Source organism: Corynebacterium singulare (assembly GCF_000833575.1).
GTDB classification, from domain to species: domain Bacteria; phylum Actinomycetota; class Actinomycetes; order Mycobacteriales; family Mycobacteriaceae; genus Corynebacterium; species Corynebacterium singulare.
This window is the reverse complement of record NZ_CP010827.1, coordinates 1,956,914-1,975,875: the sequence shown is the minus strand read 5'-3', so window position 1 is coordinate 1,975,875 and position 18,962 is coordinate 1,956,914. Positions and strand designations below refer to the sequence as shown.

At 61.9% G+C, this 18,962-nt stretch carries 20 protein-coding genes and 1 pseudogene; 9 read left to right on the top strand and 12 right to left on the bottom strand.

What is annotated here, in order from left to right; translation table 11 throughout:
- The first annotated feature begins 23 nt into the window (after nt 1-23).
- Complete coding sequence (locus CSING_RS09195) at nt 24-458, top strand: RDD family protein (protein WP_042531661.1); 435 nt, start codon at nt 24-26, stop codon at nt 456-458.
- Nucleotides 459-641: 183 nt separating this feature from the next.
- Here CSING_RS09195 and CSING_RS09190 read toward each other — a convergent pair whose 3' ends face one another.
- Nucleotides 642-1,343, bottom strand: coding sequence for an ArsR/SmtB family transcription factor (locus CSING_RS09190; RefSeq protein WP_042531659.1), 702 nt, complete (start codon nt 1,341-1,343; stop codon nt 642-644).
- Between the two features lie 104 nt (nt 1,344-1,447).
- On the opposite strand from CSING_RS09190, the gene CSING_RS09185 reads away from it, so the two are divergent.
- Nucleotides 1,448-1,957, top strand: a complete 510-nt coding sequence (locus tag CSING_RS09185; RefSeq protein WP_052471408.1) for a ThiF family adenylyltransferase — start codon at nt 1,448-1,450, stop codon at nt 1,955-1,957.
- Nucleotides 1,954-3,318 (top strand): MFS transporter, encoded by a 1,365-nt coding sequence (locus CSING_RS09175; RefSeq protein ID WP_042531657.1) that lies wholly within the window; start codon nt 1,954-1,956, stop codon nt 3,316-3,318. Before CSING_RS09185 ends, CSING_RS09175 begins: the two co-directional genes overlap by 4 nt.
- A 350-nt stretch (nt 3,319-3,668) precedes the next feature.
- Here the strand turns inward: CSING_RS09175 and CSING_RS09170 are convergent, their stop codons facing one another.
- Nucleotides 3,669-3,893, bottom strand: coding sequence for a response regulator transcription factor (locus CSING_RS09170; RefSeq protein WP_236683954.1), 225 nt, complete (start codon nt 3,891-3,893; stop codon nt 3,669-3,671).
- A gap of 64 nt (nt 3,894-3,957) precedes the next feature.
- On the opposite strand from CSING_RS09170, the gene CSING_RS13785 reads away from it, so the two are divergent.
- Entirely contained in the window at nt 3,958-4,293 is a 336-nt protein-coding gene (locus tag CSING_RS13785; RefSeq protein WP_162484147.1) for a class III lanthionine synthetase LanKC N-terminal domain-containing protein, read from the top strand.
- 59 nt (nt 4,294-4,352) lie between these two features.
- Here the strand turns inward: CSING_RS13785 and CSING_RS09165 are convergent, their stop codons facing one another.
- On the bottom strand, nt 4,353-5,267 hold the full coding sequence (locus CSING_RS09165; protein WP_042531655.1) for a LysR family transcriptional regulator: 915 nt from the start codon (nt 5,265-5,267) through the stop codon (nt 4,353-4,355).
- A 58-nt stretch (nt 5,268-5,325) separates the two neighbouring features.
- Here CSING_RS09165 and CSING_RS09160 point away from each other — a divergent pair, with 58 nt between their 5' ends.
- The 3 genes and pseudogenes from CSING_RS09160 to CSING_RS13330 form a co-directional block, all read left to right on the top strand.
- On the top strand, nt 5,326-6,225 hold the full coding sequence (locus CSING_RS09160; RefSeq protein ID WP_042531652.1) for an EamA family transporter: 900 nt from the start codon (nt 5,326-5,328) through the stop codon (nt 6,223-6,225).
- Nucleotides 6,222-6,875, top strand: a complete 654-nt coding sequence (locus CSING_RS09155; RefSeq protein WP_042531650.1) for an NAD(P)-dependent oxidoreductase — start codon at nt 6,222-6,224, stop codon at nt 6,873-6,875. Before CSING_RS09160 ends, CSING_RS09155 begins: the two co-directional genes overlap by 4 nt.
- A gap of 86 nt (nt 6,876-6,961) precedes the next feature.
- Nucleotides 6,962-7,237, top strand: a pseudogene (locus CSING_RS13330) (helix-turn-helix domain-containing protein); the annotation flags it as partial.
- An 11-nt stretch (nt 7,238-7,248) separates the two neighbouring features.
- On the opposite strand, the gene CSING_RS09150 reads toward CSING_RS13330, so the two are convergent.
- From CSING_RS09150 to CSING_RS09140, 4 genes are all read right to left on the bottom strand, one after another.
- Nucleotides 7,249-7,620: an ArsR/SmtB family transcription factor gene (locus CSING_RS09150; RefSeq protein ID WP_042531648.1), complete on the bottom strand. Its 372-nt coding sequence runs from the start codon at nt 7,618-7,620 to the stop codon at nt 7,249-7,251.
- Between the two features lie 81 nt (nt 7,621-7,701).
- Entirely contained in the window at nt 7,702-8,400 is a 699-nt protein-coding gene (locus CSING_RS14080) for a cytochrome P450 (RefSeq protein WP_236683953.1), read from the bottom strand.
- A 213-nt stretch (nt 8,401-8,613) separates the two neighbouring features.
- Entirely contained in the window at nt 8,614-8,916 is a 303-nt protein-coding gene (locus CSING_RS14075) for a hypothetical protein (protein WP_236683952.1), read from the bottom strand.
- 29 nt (nt 8,917-8,945) lie between these two features.
- Nucleotides 8,946-10,253 carry an MFS transporter gene (locus CSING_RS09140; protein ID WP_042531646.1) on the bottom strand — a complete coding sequence of 436 codons (1,308 nt, stop codon included), beginning with the start codon at nt 10,251-10,253 and terminating at the stop codon, nt 8,946-8,948.
- Between the two features lie 82 nt (nt 10,254-10,335).
- Here CSING_RS09140 and CSING_RS09135 point away from each other — a divergent pair, with 82 nt between their 5' ends.
- On the top strand, nt 10,336-11,775 hold the full coding sequence (locus CSING_RS09135; protein WP_052471407.1) for an FAD-dependent monooxygenase: 1,440 nt from the start codon (nt 10,336-10,338) through the stop codon (nt 11,773-11,775).
- Here CSING_RS09135 and CSING_RS09130 read toward each other — a convergent pair.
- The 3 genes from CSING_RS09130 to CSING_RS09120 form a co-directional block, all read right to left on the bottom strand.
- The gene (locus CSING_RS09130) at nt 11,738-12,412 is read right to left on the bottom strand and encodes an HAD-IA family hydrolase (RefSeq protein ID WP_042531644.1); all 675 of its coding nucleotides are present in this window, start codon (nt 12,410-12,412) and stop codon (nt 11,738-11,740) included. The two genes, CSING_RS09135 and CSING_RS09130, sit on opposite strands and share 38 nt — an antisense overlap.
- Nucleotides 12,409-13,410: an AfsA-related hotdog domain-containing protein gene (locus CSING_RS09125; RefSeq protein WP_042531642.1), complete on the bottom strand. Its 1,002-nt coding sequence runs from the start codon at nt 13,408-13,410 to the stop codon at nt 12,409-12,411. The genes CSING_RS09130 and CSING_RS09125 overlap by 4 nt, the downstream gene beginning before the upstream one ends.
- Before the next feature lie 1,022 nt (nt 13,411-14,432).
- Nucleotides 14,433-15,134: a DUF3800 domain-containing protein gene (locus CSING_RS09120; protein ID WP_084226195.1), complete on the bottom strand. Its 702-nt coding sequence runs from the start codon at nt 15,132-15,134 to the stop codon at nt 14,433-14,435.
- Between the two features lie 232 nt (nt 15,135-15,366).
- On the opposite strand from CSING_RS09120, the gene CSING_RS09115 reads away from it, so the two are divergent.
- Nucleotides 15,367-16,041, top strand: coding sequence for a recombinase family protein (locus tag CSING_RS09115; protein ID WP_042531640.1), 675 nt, complete (start codon nt 15,367-15,369; stop codon nt 16,039-16,041).
- A gap of 814 nt (nt 16,042-16,855) precedes the next feature.
- Here CSING_RS09115 and CSING_RS13625 read toward each other — a convergent pair.
- Nucleotides 16,856-17,449 carry a hypothetical protein gene (locus tag CSING_RS13625; protein ID WP_144403132.1) on the bottom strand — a complete coding sequence of 198 codons (594 nt, stop codon included), beginning with the start codon at nt 17,447-17,449 and terminating at the stop codon, nt 16,856-16,858.
- A gap of 710 nt (nt 17,450-18,159) precedes the next feature.
- Entirely contained in the window at nt 18,160-18,945 is a 786-nt protein-coding gene (locus tag CSING_RS09105) for a DUF4191 domain-containing protein (protein WP_042531635.1), read from the bottom strand.
- Nucleotides 18,946-18,962: the final 17 nt, after the last annotated feature.

Below are 18,962 nucleotides of genomic sequence, written 5' to 3'. Positions count from 1 at the left end.
GCCCGCCGACTAGATTGGTGGGCATGGCAGACAACAAAGATGGCTTCGGGCCGGGGGAGTGGCCCGGAAAGGATCTCGGCCTCCCCAAGGAGGGGGCAGGTGCACTCGCCTCCGTGATGCGCCGCACAGGGGGCGTGCTCATAGATTGGCTTTTGGCCATGCTCATAGCGAACCTTCTTGAGCTATTCACCAGTTCTCTTGGCGGGCCTGCCTTTCTTGGCTATGCGGTCTGGGCTGTCATGGGCATTGTGTGCGGCTGGCTCTTTGCCCGCACCCCGGGGATGCTCATTCTGGGGATGGGCGTGGCCCGACTGGATGAGCCGGGTGCCACTGTGGGCTTCTGGCGCGCTGCTGTCCGCACGCTACTCACCGGTGTGCTTTTCCCAGCCGCAATGGTGGACGCCGATGGCCGTGGCCTCCACGACCGCGCCACTGGCACCGCCGTCATCATGGCCTAAAGCCTGTCCGGTGCCAACCGGGCCGTGCCCACAACACACCACACGTGGAACGGGGAAGATGGCGTCCAGCAAATGGCATCTTGGAAAGCCAGGCGCCGCACCTGACACTTATGTATGCCCTCAATGCGGCGGGAGCAGCGTGGATGGCGGTGAAACAGTTTTCACCGCTGCCGGCGGCCTATTCTATGACAGTGATGGGGAATCGAGGGAGATCCCCGCGTCGTTGAGCGCTGCCCGCCCGGCGGGAGTGAGACGCACGGCCCGGGTACGACCCCTGCGGGAAAGCCATTCCTTATCCAGCAGAGTCTTGCAGATTCCCGTGCCGAGAGGGCCGGCGAGGTGGAAGCGGCGTTCGGTGGAGTCCATGCACGACCTGCCCGTGTCGAGCATCTTCGGGGGCACACCCCACTGTATGAACAAGCGATGACCTTGATTAGTGACCTGACAGTGCGAGTCGATGAACTCGTGCTCTTCCAGTTGTTCAGCCAGGCGCACCCCGAGCTTACCGGCGAGGTGCTGATAACAGGTGCGGCCTTCACGTAGGTTCGCATTCGCCCGTGACGCGCTGAGGCTGTGAGGAGTGGGCAGGGGCGAGCGGGCGACCACGCCAAGGCTCTCGACCACTCGTGCGATGTCTTCCCCGGCGAGGCGAATGTAGCGGTGCCGGCCCTGCCGAATGTCGTGGACGAGACCGTGGGTGACGAGCACGTCAACATGCTCGCTCGCCGTCGACCGGGCCAGGCCCGCGTACCTGCCCAGTTCACCAACCGTCCAGGCCCGCCCGTCCATGAGCGCAGCACACATGGCCGCCCGCGACGAGTCAGCCAGAGCCGACGCGACTGTCGAGATATCCGGGACCGCTTCAGGAAACACGCGCGCAACCATGCCTCCAGTGTGCACCCGGAACTGTTCGGTGACGACCGAACAATCGCAGGCATAGTCTGAACTCACCAGATTCATTGCATCAGGAGACGAAGGGAGCGATCGCGATGAACGGGGACCGCCAACGGCTACGCGGGCACTACGATGAGGACTTCTACTGGGAACGCGTTGACCGCAACCTGGGTTGGCTTGGCGACACCACCGAGGAACAGCGTGAACGCCAAGCACGGTTGCGCGATGCCGTGATCGGCATCGTCGGCACCGGGGGCATCGGCGGTGCCGCAGCCGCCCGCCTGGTGCGCATGGGCGCACTCAACCTGAAACTGGCCGATCCCGACCACTTCGACCTGACTAACGTGCAACGCCAGTACGGCGCCGGGCGAGACACGATCGGCCGCAACAAGGCCGAAGTCGTCGCCCAGCAACTCCTCGCGCTCACCGGGGGAGAGACGGCCAGGGAGATCCGGGACATGCACTTCGCCGCGTCCTGGCGCCTGTTCGATCTGGTGCTGCCGACACTGCTGGACCGGTCCTACCGGACCTGGGATCAAGACCTGAGCAAGCGCACCTACTTCGGCCACCCGCCCGCCGAGGCTTCGCTGGAGTCTCGCGTATGACCGCGCATCGGCGCACGGCGCTGGTCGCGGCCCTCCTCGGTTTCTTCATCGTCATGCTCGATACGACCATCGTCAATGTCGCCCTCGCCGAGATCGGCACTGACCTCGACACGACGGTGGGCTCACTGCAGTGGGTCGTCGACGCTTACACCCTCGTGTTCGCCGCGTTCCTTCTCACAGCTGGGGCCGCATGCGACCGTCTCGGGGCCCGCAGGGTCTACCTCGCTGGCCTGGTGGTCTTTGCTGTGCTCTCGGCCGTGTGCGCCCTCGCTCCCACAGGCGGGTTCCTCGTCGCTGGTCGCGCCGTCCAGGGCGTGGGCGCGGCAGCGATCGTGCCGGGCTCTCTGGCATTGCTGTCGGCTGTGTACGACGATCCGAAGGAACGAGCACGCGCCATCGGGCTGTGGGGCGGCGCAGGAGGTGTTGCCGCCGCGATCGGACCGGTCCTGGGCGGAGCGCTGGTGTCGACGATCGGGTGGCGGGCGGTGTTCTGGGTCAACCTCCCCATCGTCGCTATCGGCTGTCTGCTCACCTTGTGGGCAATTCCCGCGCTCACGGGCAGTCGCGCGAGACGGGTGGACCTACCCGGACAGGTGCTCTCCGTGCTCACGCTGGTGGCAGTAACCTATGCAGTCATCACCGCAGGCGAACACGGATGGTCACCCTGGCAGGTAGCCGTGCTGATCGCCGGGGGCGTCTTCCTCGCCCTGTTCATCATCGCAGAGCGACGACACCCGGACCCGATGCTGCCGATGGCCTTGTTCACTCGTGCCCGGTTCTCCGTGGCCGCAATGGTAGGGCTCGCGCTCAACATCAGCTTCTTCGGACAACTCTTCGTGCTCTCCCTCTTCTTCCAGCAGTACCTGGGATACGAGCCGTGGCTGGCAGGCCTCGCGCTGGCACCACAGGCGTGCAGCGCCGTGGTCGCGTCACCGCTGGGCGGCCGTGCCGTCGCCCGGTGGGGCGCGTTCCCCACCATGCTCACCGGCCTGGTAGTCGGCACGATCGGCTTCAGCAGCCTCGTGCTGCTCACCGCAGAAACCCCTTACGTGGTGGTCGCGGTGTTGACCTTCACGGCTGGATTCGGGATGGCCTTCGCGATGCCGGCCGCGACCTCGGCCGCAGTGGCCTCGGCCCCGCCGGAACATGTCGGCATTGCAGGAGGAGTCATCAATGCCGCCCGCCAGACCGGCAGCGTCGTCGGCGTCGCAGTCCTCGGCGAAATGGTCGCCAGTGGAGCGTTCCTCACAGGCTTCCACACAGCCGTCGCGGTCGCCGGTGGAGTCTTCGGTGCCGCAGCGCTCGTAGTTGCTGCCACCATCATCAGTCACCTACAGGAGCCAGTTACACCAGAAGTTTAGAATCATTGTGTGATGAAGCACCATCGGAGGAGGTCGAAGAAGCCGCCAGTCGAACGCGTACTGTGCTCCGAAACTGGTAAACGCGAATACGAGCACTATGATGACGCCGTGCATGTAGCACTGAAACGGTCGCGACGGGCAGGGCCGCTGCGGATCTACGAATGCCCCTCGTGCGGGTCGTGGCACCTAACCAAGCGCCCTGACTGGGGCAAACCACCGGCGAACTAATGACACTGTACGGGTCTGTCTCGGCGAGGAACGCTCCGGAGCGCGTCTTTCCTGGACGCTCCAGGAGTTTCGTTCTCATGCATAGGCAGCCGAGGCGCGCTGCAAGGCTTGTAGCCCTGAGGTCAGTCGCCTAGGGCTTTGTACAACGTGAGGGCCAAGGCTGTGCGGTCTCTCGCATCGAGTTTCCGCAGGAGGGCCGAAACATGGTTCTTGACGGTTCCTTCGGCGAGAACAAGAGTTTCGGCGATCTCGGGGTTCGTCAGCCCACGGGCGACGAGTTCGGCCACTATGCGTTCACCGCGAGTGAGTATCGCCAGAGGCTCATCTCGGGAGTCTTTAGTTCGCATCGCTGCCTTCGCGACGCGCGGATCGATCACCATCCCACCGTCAATTACCGCATGCAATGCAGCTGTGAGTCCCTCGACAGATGTGTCTTTCGCGGGGAAGTTCATCACTGTCTATCCCAGCTCCGACGAGGAGTTCGCATTCGCTCTCGACGAACTTAACGGTCTCCTCGCTGGAGGTGAAGGACCGTATATCCTCGCAGACAAGCGATGGAGATCAGGGCCTGTCTACTTCCGATACGGTGCCTTCGTCCCGCCATCCGATGACGCACCCTTCGTCTCAACGTTGATCGACCCTGAAGGCAACGAAGTCGAAGATCCACGTCGGCCCACGTACACCCGTTCACATCGTCATGGACGCATGTTTCCCATGTCGTCACCGTCGACCGCACACCAGGTGTAGAACGCGGCGACCCTGCCGCTAGTTGTACGGACCGGAGACGTTGATCGATGGGACCGGCATCAGCCGACCATGTGCAGGGCGATTGATTCCTTGACCTGTTCGATGAACGCCCGAGACGCGGGGCTCGGATTGAAAGAGCCCCACGCGACGTACTCGGCCCGGCAGGGGCCATCGGCCACGGGAACTGCTCGCAGCGCTGGGTTAGCCGGCACACAGTCGACGGGCAGCAGGCAGACGCCCAACCCAAGTTCGACGAGGGCGAGCATGAACTCGGTCGACATCGCCTCGAAGCCCACGCGGCGCTGAAGGCCTGCGGCAGCGAATGCCCGATCGCCTTGGAGTCTGCCTGGTGACCCGGCCGGGAAGTCGATGAACGTCTCGTCGACCAAGTCAGCCAGGGTCAGGGTGCCCGTGTGCGCTAGCCGGTGTTGTGACGCCATGACGGCGACGAGACGCCCTCGGGCGATCTCGTGCGCGGTGAGTCCGGACGCTGGGGCGACGTCGGCGTCCACGCCGAGAAAGGCCACGTCGAGTCTCCCGCTGCTGAGATCGCGCATGAACTCATTGCTTCCCCCGCTCCGCACGGTGAGATCCACGTGGGGATGGCTGGCGTGGAAGGCTGCGATGATGTCGGGCACGCTGACGGCAGTGACCGTCGGGATCACACCTACCGACAAGCTTCCGCGGACCTGGCCCACGGCCTCGGCGGCGACCGCCGCGGCGCGGTCAGCGGCTGCGAGGCTGCTCCGTGCTTCCGTGAGGAAGGCTTCGCCGGCAGGTGTCAGCTCGACCCGGCGGGATGAGCGCACGAACAGTGCCGTGCCGAGTTCCTTTTCGAGGGCCTTGATCTGGTGGCTCAGGGCTGACTGCACGACGAAGCAGCGTTCTGCTGCTCGCGTGAAGTTGCGTTCCTCGGCGATCGCCACGACATACCTGAGCTGTTGGAGTTCCACCCAATCATGATAGCAGATCATTGTTTGGGTGAGAACAATGTGTTGGACTCACTACTGGTGAGCGACTGATGATGGATGCATGAACACTTTTTCTCATGGGCGCCGCGGTTCGTTGCTGTGGACCTGTTTGACGGCGCTGGCCCCCGCTACGTGGGGGACAACGTACATCGTGACCACCCACCTCCTCCCAGCCGGACACCCCTTGTTCGCCGCGTTCATGAGGACGCTGCCGGCAGGGATCATCGCGGTGGGCCTGTCGAGGCAGCTGCCGCGCGGCTCGTGGTGGTGGAAGAGCTTCGTGTTGGGCGGTCTGAACATGGCCGCGTTCTTCCCCCTGCTGTTCTTGTCGGCGCAGCGTCTTCCGGGCGGGGTCGCGGCCACGCTGGGTGCGGTGCAGCCCATCATCGTTGCCCTGCTGGCCGTGGCTGTCCTCCACGAGCAACTCTCCGGCTGGCGCCTGGGATGGGGTGTCGTGGGTGTCGTGGGGGTGGCTCTCGTGGTCCTTGGGCCGAGTGCCGCCCTGGATCCGGTGGGTGTGGCTGCAGGACTCGGTGGCACAGGGGCCATGGCCACGGGCGTGGTCCTGACCAAGAAGTGGAAGCTCCCCCAAGGTGTCTCGCCCATCGCATTGGCCGGTTGGCAGCTGACGGCCGCCGGCCTTCTGCTGGCGATCCCGGCGCTGCTGGTGGAGGGGCCACCGGCAGTGATTTCCGGTCGTGGCTGGCTTGGGTACGCCTGGCTCGGCCTGGTCGGGGCACTGGTCTCTTACAGCCTCTGGTTCACCGGCATCCGACGCCTGCCCGTCACGTCCACAGCCCTCCTGGGACTTCTCTCGCCGTTGGTCGCCGCCCTGCTCGGCGTCCTGATCGCGCACGAACACCTCGGAGCCGAGCAGTACCTCGGCTTCGCGATCGCCCTGGCCGCTATGGTCTGTGGCCAGCTCCCCGCCCCCACCCATCGTCGAAAGGACAATTCATGAACATCACGGTTCTCGGAGCCACCGGCATGGCCGGCGCAGCGATCGCGCAGGAGGCCACACGCCGCGGCCACCACGTCACTGCCGTATCGCGGAACCCACAGGAGACCAACGACCCGTATACCACCGTCACTCGTCTCGATCTGACAGACCTCGAGGCACCCCTGCAGCCCGTCCTGAACGACGCAGACGCCGTTGTGCTCGCCGTGCGCATGGCCCCCGGCGACGAAAGCCGTGTGGCTCCGCTGACCAGCCGTGTCCTCGACCACGCCGCCGTCGCGGGGGTCCGGGTCTTGGTCGTGGGAGGAGCAGCGCCCTTGCGCTCACCTCACGATCGGGAGTTGCTCGTCCTGGACGACCCCGCCTTCGTGCCGACCCAGTGGCGTGACGTCGCGTCGGCCAGCCTCGACCAGTTCAACGCGTGTACCAAACATCCGAACCAGAACTGGATCTACCTGAGTCCGTCGGCAGTCTTCGAGCCCGGACAGGGAACCGGCGCCTATCGCCGTGGCGGTGACACGCTCCTCATCAACCACGATGGCACGTCGCGGATCACCCCTGCGGACCTGGCCCTAGCGGTGCTCGACGAGCTCGAGCAGCCCAGCGCCGTACATCACTTCACCGCCATCGAGCTGGGAAAGGGTCTGGCCTAGGGCCAGCGGTCCACAGAGGAATCCACGCTAACAACCGTGAGGGGGTCGAGCTATCGGCCCCCTCCGTCTATTCCAAGGGGACGCTCTTGCTCCACGCCAACGCAGCACTGACCCCGCGCCACCGCTTGATCGTCGGCCAGCTCGTGGTCGACCAGGGCTGGCCGATCAGCGAGGTCGCCGCCCGGTTCCAGGTTTCCTGGCCCACTGTGAAGCGCTGGGCCGACCGCTATCGCGCCGGCCAGTCGATGCAGGACCGCTCGTCACGGCCGCATCACTCGCCGAACAAGACCAACGCGAAGACGACGAAGCGCTGCATCCAGCTCCGTCTCCGTCTTCGAGAAGGACCCGTCCCTTCTGCGGCTGGAGGACCGGGTCACGCACCGCCGGCGAGGGTTTCGTCCCGGTCCTCGGTCTGAGCACCGCTGCTGGAAACCTTGTCTGCAGCGATGATCTGGTCCAGCAGGCCGGGGAATACTTTCTCCAGGTCATCACGGCGCAGTCGGGTCATGCGGCCGTTGCCGACGTCTCGCTGCCACACGAGGCCGGCATTGCGCAGTACCCGGAAGTGGTGCGTCCGGGTCGATGGGGCCCAGGGGGTCCCGAACACGCTGCAGAACTGCTCTGTGCCCTCCGGTTGTGATGCCAGATCGACGATGACATGCCGTCGGTTTTCGTCGGACAGTGCATGGAGGATCTTCGACAGGTCGAACTCTTCGACACTCGGGTGTCCATCCTGATCAGGCATCGCGCAATTCCTTGGGGCTCGGGGGCATTGAATACTTCTATGGTACCTACCCTGGGTGGTGTCATGTAGGCATGCCCGTGCCTACTTCCCGGCCGTCACCGGGAGATTCAGCGGGCGGTGGACGAGTACGCCCGTGTCCCACTGCACGGCGTCCACCGGGGACGCCAGGGTGAGGTCAGGGAGCGCGGCGGTCAACACCACCAGGGTCTCGTGGATCTCCATGCGGGCCATCGCCGCGCCCATGCAGTGGTGCATACCGTAGCCGAACTGGAGATGCCGCTTGGATGTGCGTGCAGTGTCCACGATCCAGGGTTCGGGGTAGACCTGCGGATCCCGGTTGGCAGCGTGAGCGTCTGCGTAGACCGTCTCCCCCTCGCGCACTGTTCCCCCGGAGACCGCCACATCGCGCGATGCGATCCGCGGGAACGTGGAGATCCTGCCGAGTGGGAATAGGCGCAGGAGTTCTTCGGTGACCACTGGGATGCTGTCGGGGTTCGTGGACATCAGCTCCCAGAGCTCGTGGTGTGACAGGGCCACGAAGACGATCTTTGAGAGTTCCGACAGCACATTCTGGTCGCCGCCGACCAGCGATCCGAGAAGCAGAGCTGCGTACTCACCGTCGGTGACCGGCGGGGTTGCTTCCTCGCGGGCGGCGAGCAGATTCTTGATGAGTCCGTCGTTGAGGGGGCGTCTGCCGGCGATGAGGTCTTCCAGGTAGTGATACAGCTCCCAGAAATCCTCCAGCAGCTGCGGGATGTCGGTGTCATGCGCGAGTTGCATCTGCCGCGACAAGTGCCGAAATCCGGGAATGTCGTCGTCGGGGACGCCCAGATAGGTGGCGTTGACGTTGATCGTCAGGGGTTCGAGCAGGTCGGTCATCAGGTCGAAGCTGGACGCGGGTGTCAGCGCATCGGCGGCGTCGGAGACGATGCGACGGACCGTCGGGGCGAAAGCCGCCATCGTGTTGGCGCTGTAGGCTGCGGCGACGAAGCGTTACAGCCTTCCGTGGTGCGGATGATCGAGATTGAGGAGCATCTCCTCGGGCATGACCGTCGGCAGGAAGCTGGGGCCATCGTCGACGTTGGTGTCGCTGCGGATGAACGAGGTGTCCGTCAGAATCTTCTGGACATCGGGGTAGGCGGTCAGGTGCACGGCCGTATGCCCCGTGGGAAGAACGACCTGGGGAAGCCCACCTGGGGAAAGGTCATCGAGCGGTGTCACCATCGAGGGCGGCATCAGGCCGGGGATGGAGCGGAGGTCGAAGCGTACGGATGTGGGTGGTGTGGTGGTGGTCATGGTTTCCTCCATGGATCTCTACAGGATGTTCAGTGGGTGTCGGTGTGTTCGCTGCGGCGGATGGCCAGGACGGCGATGGCGATCACGACCACCAGAACAGCGACAATGAGAACGGTTGTGGTGAAAGCACTGGTGTAGACGTCGGGGTGTCCGGGTTGGCCGGCTGCGGTGTCGGTCGCGGCGTCGCCGGTGAGCTTCTGCCCGATCAGTGTGGACAACAGGAGGGCGTAGCCTGCGACGAAGATGGCCTCACTGCCGAGCCGGAAGAAGTTGAGCAACCCGGCAGCGGTGCCGGTGCGTTCCGGCGGGACCACCTGAAGGGCGTGGCCGTCCACAAGCCCGATGGGGAGGCCGAAGCCGAATCCGAGCAGGATCATCGGAACGATGATCCAGGCCAGGGAACGGTTCTCGCTGAGTAGCATGAGTCCCAGGTCGCCGAAGATCAGGACGGCAAGGCTCGTGTAGATGACAGACCCAACGTTGATCCAGGTGACGGTGTCGACGAGCTTGGCGACGACAGTGGGTGCGATGACCACGGGGATGGTCATGGCGAGCATGAGCAGACCTGCCTGACCTGCGCTGAGATCCCGGATGCCGCTGAACGCTGAGGGGAGATAGGTCAGCAGGGTGACGAAGCCAATCGACCCGGCCACGGGTACCAGGCACATGGCGAGGAACTCCCGGTTGCGCAGCAGGGACAGGTCCAGCAACGGGGCGCGGTCTGACGTGCTTGGTGCCACAGCAGGGGCCGCGGCGGGGAGAACACGGGAGCTCAGCGCAACAGCGGCGAGGATAAGGCCGTGAACAGCGAAGACGCCGCGCCAGCTGACCCCGGCGACCAGGGCACCGGAGATGGTCGGTCCGAGCGCGAGACCGAGCCCGTTGACGGGGCCGAACAGGGCGAAAGCACGGGCACGGGCGGAGCCGGTGAAGGCGTTGGACAGCATCGAACTCGCACCGGTGAGGATCGCGGCGGCACCGATTCCGGCGATGATGCGCATGGCATCGAGCAGGAGCAGCGACGGGCTCGCCGCACTGATCAGACTGGCGGCGGCGAACAGGATGCTGCCGATAACGAAGGTGAGGCGGTAGCCGATGCGGTCGCTGAGTGCTCCCCACGCGAGGACACCGAGGGCGAAGGCGACGTTGAAGCCGTTGACCACCCACTGCAGTGCCGTGGTCTGGGTGCCGAGGTCGGTGGAGATCTTCGGAAGCGCAATGGCTGTCCCGGCGATGGACATCGGGGTGACGAACTGGGCTATCAGGATGATCGGGAGCGTCCAGCGACTCGGGGGTGCCGCCGCCGTTGTCTTGGATTGCGTCGATGTGGCTGTCATGGGTGTGCCCTTTCGGTAGGTACGATGATATTAATAGGTACCAATATCGTAGTTACTTCGCAATGTGAGGAGAGCACGGGACATGGAAAACGCCAGCGCAGGAACACCAGATCAGTCGGATGAAATCGTGGATGTGGCCATCGTCGGAGGCGGTCCGGTCGGCATGCTGATGGCAGCTGAGCTGACGCTGCAGGGACTGACTGTGGTGCTGTTCGAGCCGCGGACAGAGGTCGACCGCAGACCGCGAGCAGGCACAGTCCACGCCAGGTCGCTGTCGCACCTGGCCCGGCGTGGATACGTCACATCGGTCGCGCCTGAGGAGATTGAACGGCGCTCCGGTACCGTCCGGCGTGCGGAGTTCCAGTTCGCCGGCTCTGCCGGGCTCACGCTGAGCGCACCCGCTCAGGAGCCGTCACCGTTGGCGGGGATACCGCAGGCCCAGTTGGAAGCGACGTTTGAGCAGCGGGCACTGTCACAGGGGGCAGACATCCGCCGGGGGACAGTCGTGCGGTCGGTCACCGTCGACGACGGCCACGACGGAGTCCTGGTCCAGTTCACCGACGCGGACGGACGCCCGGCACTTCACTCCGGAAGGGTCCGGGCACGGTACTGCATCGGGGCAGATGGAGGGCGCAGTCTTGTCGCCAGGACGGGGAACTTCCCGGCGGTCGAGACTCCCGCGACGATGAACGCCATCTCGGCGCTCGCCTACAGTGACGATGGTTCGGTTCCTCCCGGATGGAATCAGACGGACACCGGATGGACAATGCACAACCCCGGCTTCGGGCGGCAGGGACGTGTCATCGGCATGGACTTTGACGGCCCGTCCCGGGACAGGTCTGTGCCCGAAGCGACTGAGTATGTGGACCTGGTGGAGCGCATTCTCGGAGGGCCGGCGAACCTGTCAGGGATCACCCACCTCACCCGGTTCAGCGACTTCGCACGGTACCGCCTGTCGATGCGCGACGGGAGACTCCTGGTCGTCGGTGACGCTGCGCATATTCACTACCCTCTGGGAGGACAAGGCCTGAACACCGGTATGCAGGACGCGTTCACCCTGGGCTGGCGGCTGGCCGCAGTCATCAAAGGTGTGCAGCCGGAAAGCTGCCTCTCCGAGTGGTCCCGGATGCGGTCGCACGCAGCGGCTGTCGTCATATCCAACACAGTTCTCCAGTCGCGGATGATGCACCCGCAGCAGGGGACGGCCCTTCGCGACTCCATTCACATGCTGCTGACCGTGCCTGGGATCCATGACGCTTTCGCAGACATGATCTCCGGGCAGTTCCAGCCGGGATTCGCTACGGATCTGGCGATCACCGAGCAGCGGACGGGAGAGGAACTCAGCCTTGCCCGGCTGCTGATCCCCGGCCGCGCTGTCGAGCTGCGTGTCGACGATGACGCTCCCCGCGTGGGGACCCACGATCCGGAACGGCTGGTGGTTACCGGAACCATCCGCCCCACTCCGCCGTGGCGAAGCGCTTACATCACCCCTGACGGCTACTTTGCGGAGACGACTCCGTAAGTACGCGGCGCACGTCGGCGATGGCCTGCTCGGCGGTGATGTACTGGACTGCGGTCCATCCGGCCCTGCAGGCCGCGGCACAGTTCTCAGGAAGATCGTCGATCAGAACACAGTCCTCCGCGGCGACGCTAGCCGCATCAGCAGCGATGGCGAAGATCTCTGGATCAGGCTTCCGGACGCCAACCCTGCAGGAGTCGATGATGACGGTCGCCACCTCGTCGAGGTCGACCATCGCCCGCCAGTAGGGCTCCCATTCGACGACATTGTTGCTCAGGATGCCGATACGGGTGCCCTCCTCCACCAGGTCAACGGCAAACTGCCTCATGTCGGAGTTAGGGCTGTGGCCCGAGAACCACTGACGTCCGAACTCCGGCTCGGCCAGAGTCGTATCGACATCGGGGTGTTCCCTGTTGATGTAGTCGTGCTGCTTGGCCACCCATGTCCGCTCGTCGAGCAGGGCCAACTCGATGGGCGCAAGCGTGGGTAGTGCGTACTCGGTGCCGATGGACTTCATGGCTTGTTGAAGGACATCGCTGGGGATTCCGGTCCGGGTGGCGTAGCTGTCGAACAACTCGGACAGGGGCGGTGAGAGGACACCGCCGAAGTCGAACCACACGAACTTCGCTGCGCCGCTCACTGGATCAACGTCCTGACACTCGCAGGGATCATGGCCAGATGAACCCGCCCGGAGGCGATCACGATCTCGCCCTGGGTGAGCGTGAGCGTGGCGATCACTGTGCCGTCATTGTCCGGGTCGGCTACCGCCGTCGCATGTGCCACAGTGTCGATCTCCAGTTCCCCGAAGCTGTCGAAGCTGATGGTGAGGCCATCCATCACTAGCCGGGACGTATCCAGACCGAGGATCACGTTGGCGGCAGCCATGGAGATCTGGCGGGCCGCCTCGAATTGCAGCATTCCCGGTACGTGGTCGAGCTCATGGTCGAACAGGGAGGGGTAGTCGACGTCGATGAGGGTCAGTGCCGAGATACTGTCGCCGTGGTGCGCTGGATTCGCCAGAATTGCATTGCGAGGGGTGTGGCGGCCGACAGCGCTCGCGAGCATGCGGGTCGCGGCACGGTGCTGGGGCCGTGAGGGCGTATCCGGCAGGTTCAGTGCGGACCGGGATCGGCTGCGGATCCGGTCCCACACATCGCTGGGTAGCCACTGGTAGACCATAGTTTCCGTGGCGGCGACGACCCCGTCGATGTAGGCGGCCATATCGAGGGTCAGGCCTGTGACCTGTGAATCATGGAGCTTTTCATCAACGACGCGTGCGGTGATCGTGCAGTGACCGGGGCAGCTACCGATGGTGAGTGCCTCGTTGGACACGACGGTGAAGTCAGCGGAGTTGAAGACGAACTTCTGGGAGCGGTCGACACCCTGGTAGATATGCGCGTAGTCGATGGCTACCTGGCGGAAGACCTCGACGATCAGGAGGGGGTCGTAGGTCGTGCACGCGCCGCGGTGGTCACTGAAGTAGGAGTGGTTGCGGGGCAGCTGTGCGGCGAAAACAACACCGTCTTCCGCTGCTTCGGTGTCGGTGAGGAAGACCTCGGCGATGGAGGCGCGGTGGACGATGTCGCGGGATATTCCGCGGTCGAACGACAAGCATTCTTGATGTGTGGCGAGCGGCATGGTGGGCCCCTTTGAGATGGCATGGTGGGCGACGCACTACGAGGTCGGCGGCCGCCTTGTACTATGAACGTGGAAGGCACCATCTATGTGGTATCTACTGTTCATTGCAACAACTACCGGCAGTCGAAGGACTTCGAAACTTGGGCCGGTCGCTACACGTAGTCGCCGACCCACGTGGGACGAAGCCTTCCCAAAAAACTGAGCAAGTAGGGTCCCGCGCACCCCCGACCGAGGGGTTCTGGAACAGCTCGTACCCCGGCGGGGACGCCTTTACCGTGCTCATCCAGAAGCGCTACCTGACCGAGGAGACGGACACGGTGCCTGCGCGGGTGCTGGCGCGTATTGCCACCTGGCGCCGCCTCACTGAGGCCGAGCGGGTCTCACGGCTGCGCGAGTGCATCGTCGACGAGGTGGTCGGAAACATGTGTATGGAGGGTCAGCCGGTCTCCGCGGCGTGGGGGACGATTGTTCCCGCAGATCAATCGGGTGTTGAAGATCAACGAGTTGGAGACCATCACCGGCGATGTCATCGAAGCCGCGGCCAGCACCCTGGTCCTCGGACACTGACTAGGGCATGCTATAGCCACCACGGCATGCCATGGGCATCGATCCACTCGCGATGACGGTAGCTGATGCTGTGGCGCAGGGGGCTCTCCATGCAGGTCGAGGGGGATTATCGCGCAATGTACGTCATGCCACCAGGCAGCGCTAAAATCTTCCAGCCAACAGATTCCGCCCAAGGAAGAAGCTGTTGAAGGCCACGATGGGTGGCCGGACCAGGAATGTCTTCGATCCACGGTTGTCAGGCCAGGCCGAACTTTGCAACAGCACCCTTGGGATAGACCATCGCCCCGGCGCTCACACCTTGAGTGCCGGGGCGGTGGTGTGCGCGGGGGTAGCGCAAGTTGGAACGTGCAAAATCTTGACCAAAAGCGCCAAAAGAGGTTACATTAGAGTCACGACGAGCCGGATACCGGAACGTTGTCGCCTGGAGCCGCGTAGGCTCCAGAGCTTTTTCTGGGCTAAGGGAGCCACTTCCGCTCATGCACGAGGGCGGGGCCGAGCGCCTTTACGAGTCGCTTGGTCGCCTTACGGGACGACTTACTAGCGGACTTTTCTTCTCGGTGGCGGCGCAGCACATAGGCAGACATGTCTGCCGCCTGCACACCCCTACTCTCCCTAGAGTCAACAAACTCAATGTCGCCGTCAACGCAAAGTAGTTTTTGGCTACGATAACCCGGGGTGCTAACGCGGGTAAACCCTTGGATCGCCTCGTTGAAATCGTCTTGCTGCGGCACCATGTCGGCAATGACCTTGCACATCGTCCCGTTAAGTGCACAATACTCATTGACACGCTCAAGCGTGTGACGGAGCGCTACTTCGTGGGGACTATCCGGGTACTTGTAACGCGCATTGAGCCGGTTAACATCAACGCCTTCAAGGTAGACCCGGGCACCCGAGTTCTGTATTGCGTGCAGCACCTTCTGGTAGATGGCCACACACGCGCCAAAGTTGCCATTGAGACTTTTCCAGTCGTCCAACCCATTCATCAGGGCATAGCCATGAAACTCGGGCGGGGCAAGCCAATTGTTGCGTTCTCGCAGACCGTCGGCAAGCTCATCGAGCCGCGTCGCCAAGACCTCACTTTGCTTTTCGTCAACGAGGACGCCCGCCACGTAATAGTGGCCTTTCTGGTAGGACTCGTCAACGAAGAGTTGATACATGCGGGGTGTTCTCCTGTCGTTTGGGTACTAATGACCCTAACCCACGCGCCGATTTTCACAACGTGACTTCGGCACCGCAACCGCGCGAACAGGACATATCCACAAGACTGGCGCAATCACCTGTGGGTAACTCACTCCAAAGACTTCATTATAGGCGCCGTGCCGTGCACAGGTACACCCCAAGCGAACAATTTGTGAATGACAAAACTTCCTGTTCGCTAGGGTTAGTTCCATGACTAACGGAACAGAACCGTCACTGCCTCTGGAGATCACTGAACAGTTGGGCGCGATCTCAGGACAAAAGGTGGGCTATGCCCGGGTGAGTTCGAAAGATCAGAACCTTGATCGTCAGATTGAACAACTCAAGGCAGAGAAGGTCTTCACCTATTACACGGATAAGGCCAGTGGTGGATCGCGTGAGCGCCCTGGACTTGATGAAGCAATGCGATATGTCCGTGCAGGAGATCAGCTTGTCGTCACGTCGATGGATCGGTGCGCGCGTTCACTGACGGATCTGTACGCCATTGTTGACGAGCTAGTCAGCGAAGGAGTGTCGGTGAAGTTCCTCAAGGAGGGACAGACCTACTCAAAAGACTCCACCCCGATCGCCAAGCTGATGCTAGGGCTGTTGGGTTCAGTGGCGGAGTTTGAACGCTCCATCATTCGAGAGCGCCAGGCAGAGGGGATTGCCCGGGCAAAAGAGCGTGGCGTGTACAAGGGTCGCGCCCGTGCGCTTACCGGTGAGCAAGTGGCTCAGGCACGCGCGTGGGTCAACGCTGGCGTGCCGAAGGCGGAGGTCGCGCGACGTCTTGGGGTGGGGAGGACGACACTGTACAGCTATTTGGGCGGGGCCGCGAGTAAAACTGTGCAGGGCTCTTCAGATCCCCACTCCTTCGAGTTAATGTGACCAGATGGGCAGGGTGACGCATAGTAGAAGCCGTTGTGTGTACCTAGAGTGAAGGGTTCTTCGGGCGTGCGGGTAGACGTTTCCTCAGTGACGGTAGTGCGCTTGGACTACTGTATGCGCCCAGTTTAGGGATGTTGTTCTGTGTATCGGGACAAGCATTCAGCTTTCATTATAGGGATAAATTCGGTGATCGAGGGCCCGAACGCCTTCGAAGACGCCGGGTTAGCTACACTTACTATCGCATCGTGATTAAATCCCCGTGTCCACTTTCCGGGGTTCGGGCCCCGAGCAGAAAAGTTGAGGTCAATCCCAGAAGCCGATTGTACGTTTGAAGCTGCGGATACCGAAGAAGCTATTAGTCGTGAGCACACAATGTGGATGGCATCCAGGACTGGGAGAGGACCGAAAACGTAAGCCTAGACGGCACCTGGTGAGAAAAGAGGATTCTTCCTATCGTCATTAAGAGTGCCTACCGCCCGAACAAACTCAAGAGTCCTATCGCTCAAATGGTCTCGTTAGCTAAGGGCACTCAGTTCTTTGCTGGTAGTTTCTTATGTCTGCGTCTAACGCCCAGTGAGTGAACGATGCAAAATCGCGTTGAACTCAGGAATGTCGGCTTCTCTTCTTCCTCGCGGGCGATTCTTACTCTCTGCAGCAAAGATCACATTGCCCACGCGCCCAAGGCCAGAATAGCGATGGCCACGCTAACAAAGTCCAGGCTTGATTCTCGATTATCAGCATGGCCCAGCCAATGAGGCGTTTGGCAAAAGAGACTTCTAATTAGTCGCTCACCCCTTCGAAAGGTTTGGAGTTTCTATTCCACAGTACAACCCGGAGGGCGACTATTTGCAGGTCCATCCTTGAACGCATCTAGTGTTACTTCGTCCAACGTAATCGGATCATGGGTCCCGGCGACGTAATTCTGGACTAAAAGCGAGCCACGGGGATGATTCTCGACTTCTGCAATCGTGATTCCACTGAGTTCAGGCACAAATCGGTGCTCATCTTCGCCTCCCTTGTACGTGATTGGATTGACCCAAAACTCTAACTGCGGGTCCGCGATAAGCGAGTTCAGTACTGGAGGATTATTGGTTGTAGAAGCCGGTAATCGAAGCTCAACGTACCCACCTTGTGGGTGCTCGAGGTTGATCCGTTCACTGAGGGGCGGATCACCGGGAATGGTTGATTGAATGAGAAGCTCTACTGATTCAACCTGAATATCACAAGCAATCATATGAACAGTGACACCGCCAGTTTGATCTAGAGAAACAGCGATGTTTCCGGATGGGCTAGCCTCAGCCATCTGATCGAGACCGTCGAAAAATCCACACCCAGACAACGCTAGCCCCAAAAGAACCGAGACGAGCAAAACGGGTCGCTGCCAATTCTTAAGTTTTATTTTTAACATTCTGCCGCTACCTATTCATATTTTTAACTCGTTGATAGCTGTGCATGACCGTATACGCGGAGTCGACAAATCCTCTGCAACGAGTGAATGAACTGTTGTAGGACTCGCGGTGCCAATTTACGTCGGCAACACACTCTATGCTGTACACACGGCGGGCGGGTGCAACCCGGGGTGCACTGATGGCCACGATATGCCCATGTGGCACACAAATATTGTATCTAGAAAATCTTGGGTTTTCACTACCAGAAGATTAAACTCACAGTTCTCGGACATGGAGAGGGAAAAGCAGCTGTTGGCTTGCGATATTCAACTGGTCTATTTCCATCGGCTCCTGGGCCAGTTCGACCATCCGATAATAACTACCCCGCTGTGAAATCAAGCAGTTTTCAGCAGTCAAGTACAAAATTGTTCTAAAATCCCAAGTCATCAAGGTGAAATTGGTCTTCCCTTTGGGGTTCATGAAGTTGGATATGAGCACGCGCCTCAATTTAGGCAAAGGGCACCTGTTGAAAGGCGTTTTTGAGGTTAAAAGGGCGTTTAGGCGATGCAGATGGCGTTTTCAGGGCTAAAGACGCCTTTCGGTAGATGCCATATGTAGAAGGTAGTGCCGTGGCCAATGGGGGAACAAGGCTTAGGACTCTTTGAAGCCAATGAAAAGGGTCCCTTCCGAAATCTCGGAAGGGACCCTTGTTGTGCTTGGAGCAAGTGGCTTATTTGCCGCCCTTGCGCTCCTGCATACGACGCATACGGCGGTTCATGCCGGACATGTTCTGTGCCTGGCGCGGCATGGGGCCTTTAGGCAGACCCGGGGTAGTACCGGGGAGATCATCCATGGCCTCAATGCGGCGGATGTTGTCGTAGGTCTCGTTCTTGTTGAAGTTGCGTGGGAGCTTCATGATGTGGCTGCGCAGCTTCGATACGGGAACCTCATCGTCACCGTTGCCGACGAAGACCTCGTACACCGGCACGCCACCGGCGAGGCGGTCGACGCGCTTCTTCAGGCGGTTAAGTGTGGGGCCAACGCGCTTGCGGTCGCCCTCGACAACGAAGATGACGCCGGAGTTGCCGATGACGCGGTGGATGAGATCCTGCTGGCGGGTTGCGGCCACGCCGGTCTTGACCTTCCAGACCACGCCCACGGTGTTGCGCAGCTGCTGCTCAAGCGCCCACCCGGCGGCACCAGGTTGGTCTTCGACCTGCTTGTACATGTCGCGCTCAAGGCGGCGGGTGAACAGGAACATCGCGAGGATGGCGCCGATGCCCAAACCCAGAATGAGCATGAACCACTGGCCGTTGAAGAGCCAGCCAATGAGGAAGAAGAGCAAGCCCATGCCTAGGAAGGCAGCGAGCATGATGGGGATGAGCGCCTTGTCCTGCTTGCGCTGCATGTTGAACGCTTGCCACATCTGTGACCGGGTCTGCTTGCGCTTAGCGCGCTTTGCCGCGCGCTCCTGCTTCTTCGCTTCCTTTAGCGATGCCTTGTCGTCGTTAGCCATGGCTCCTACTTTAAAGG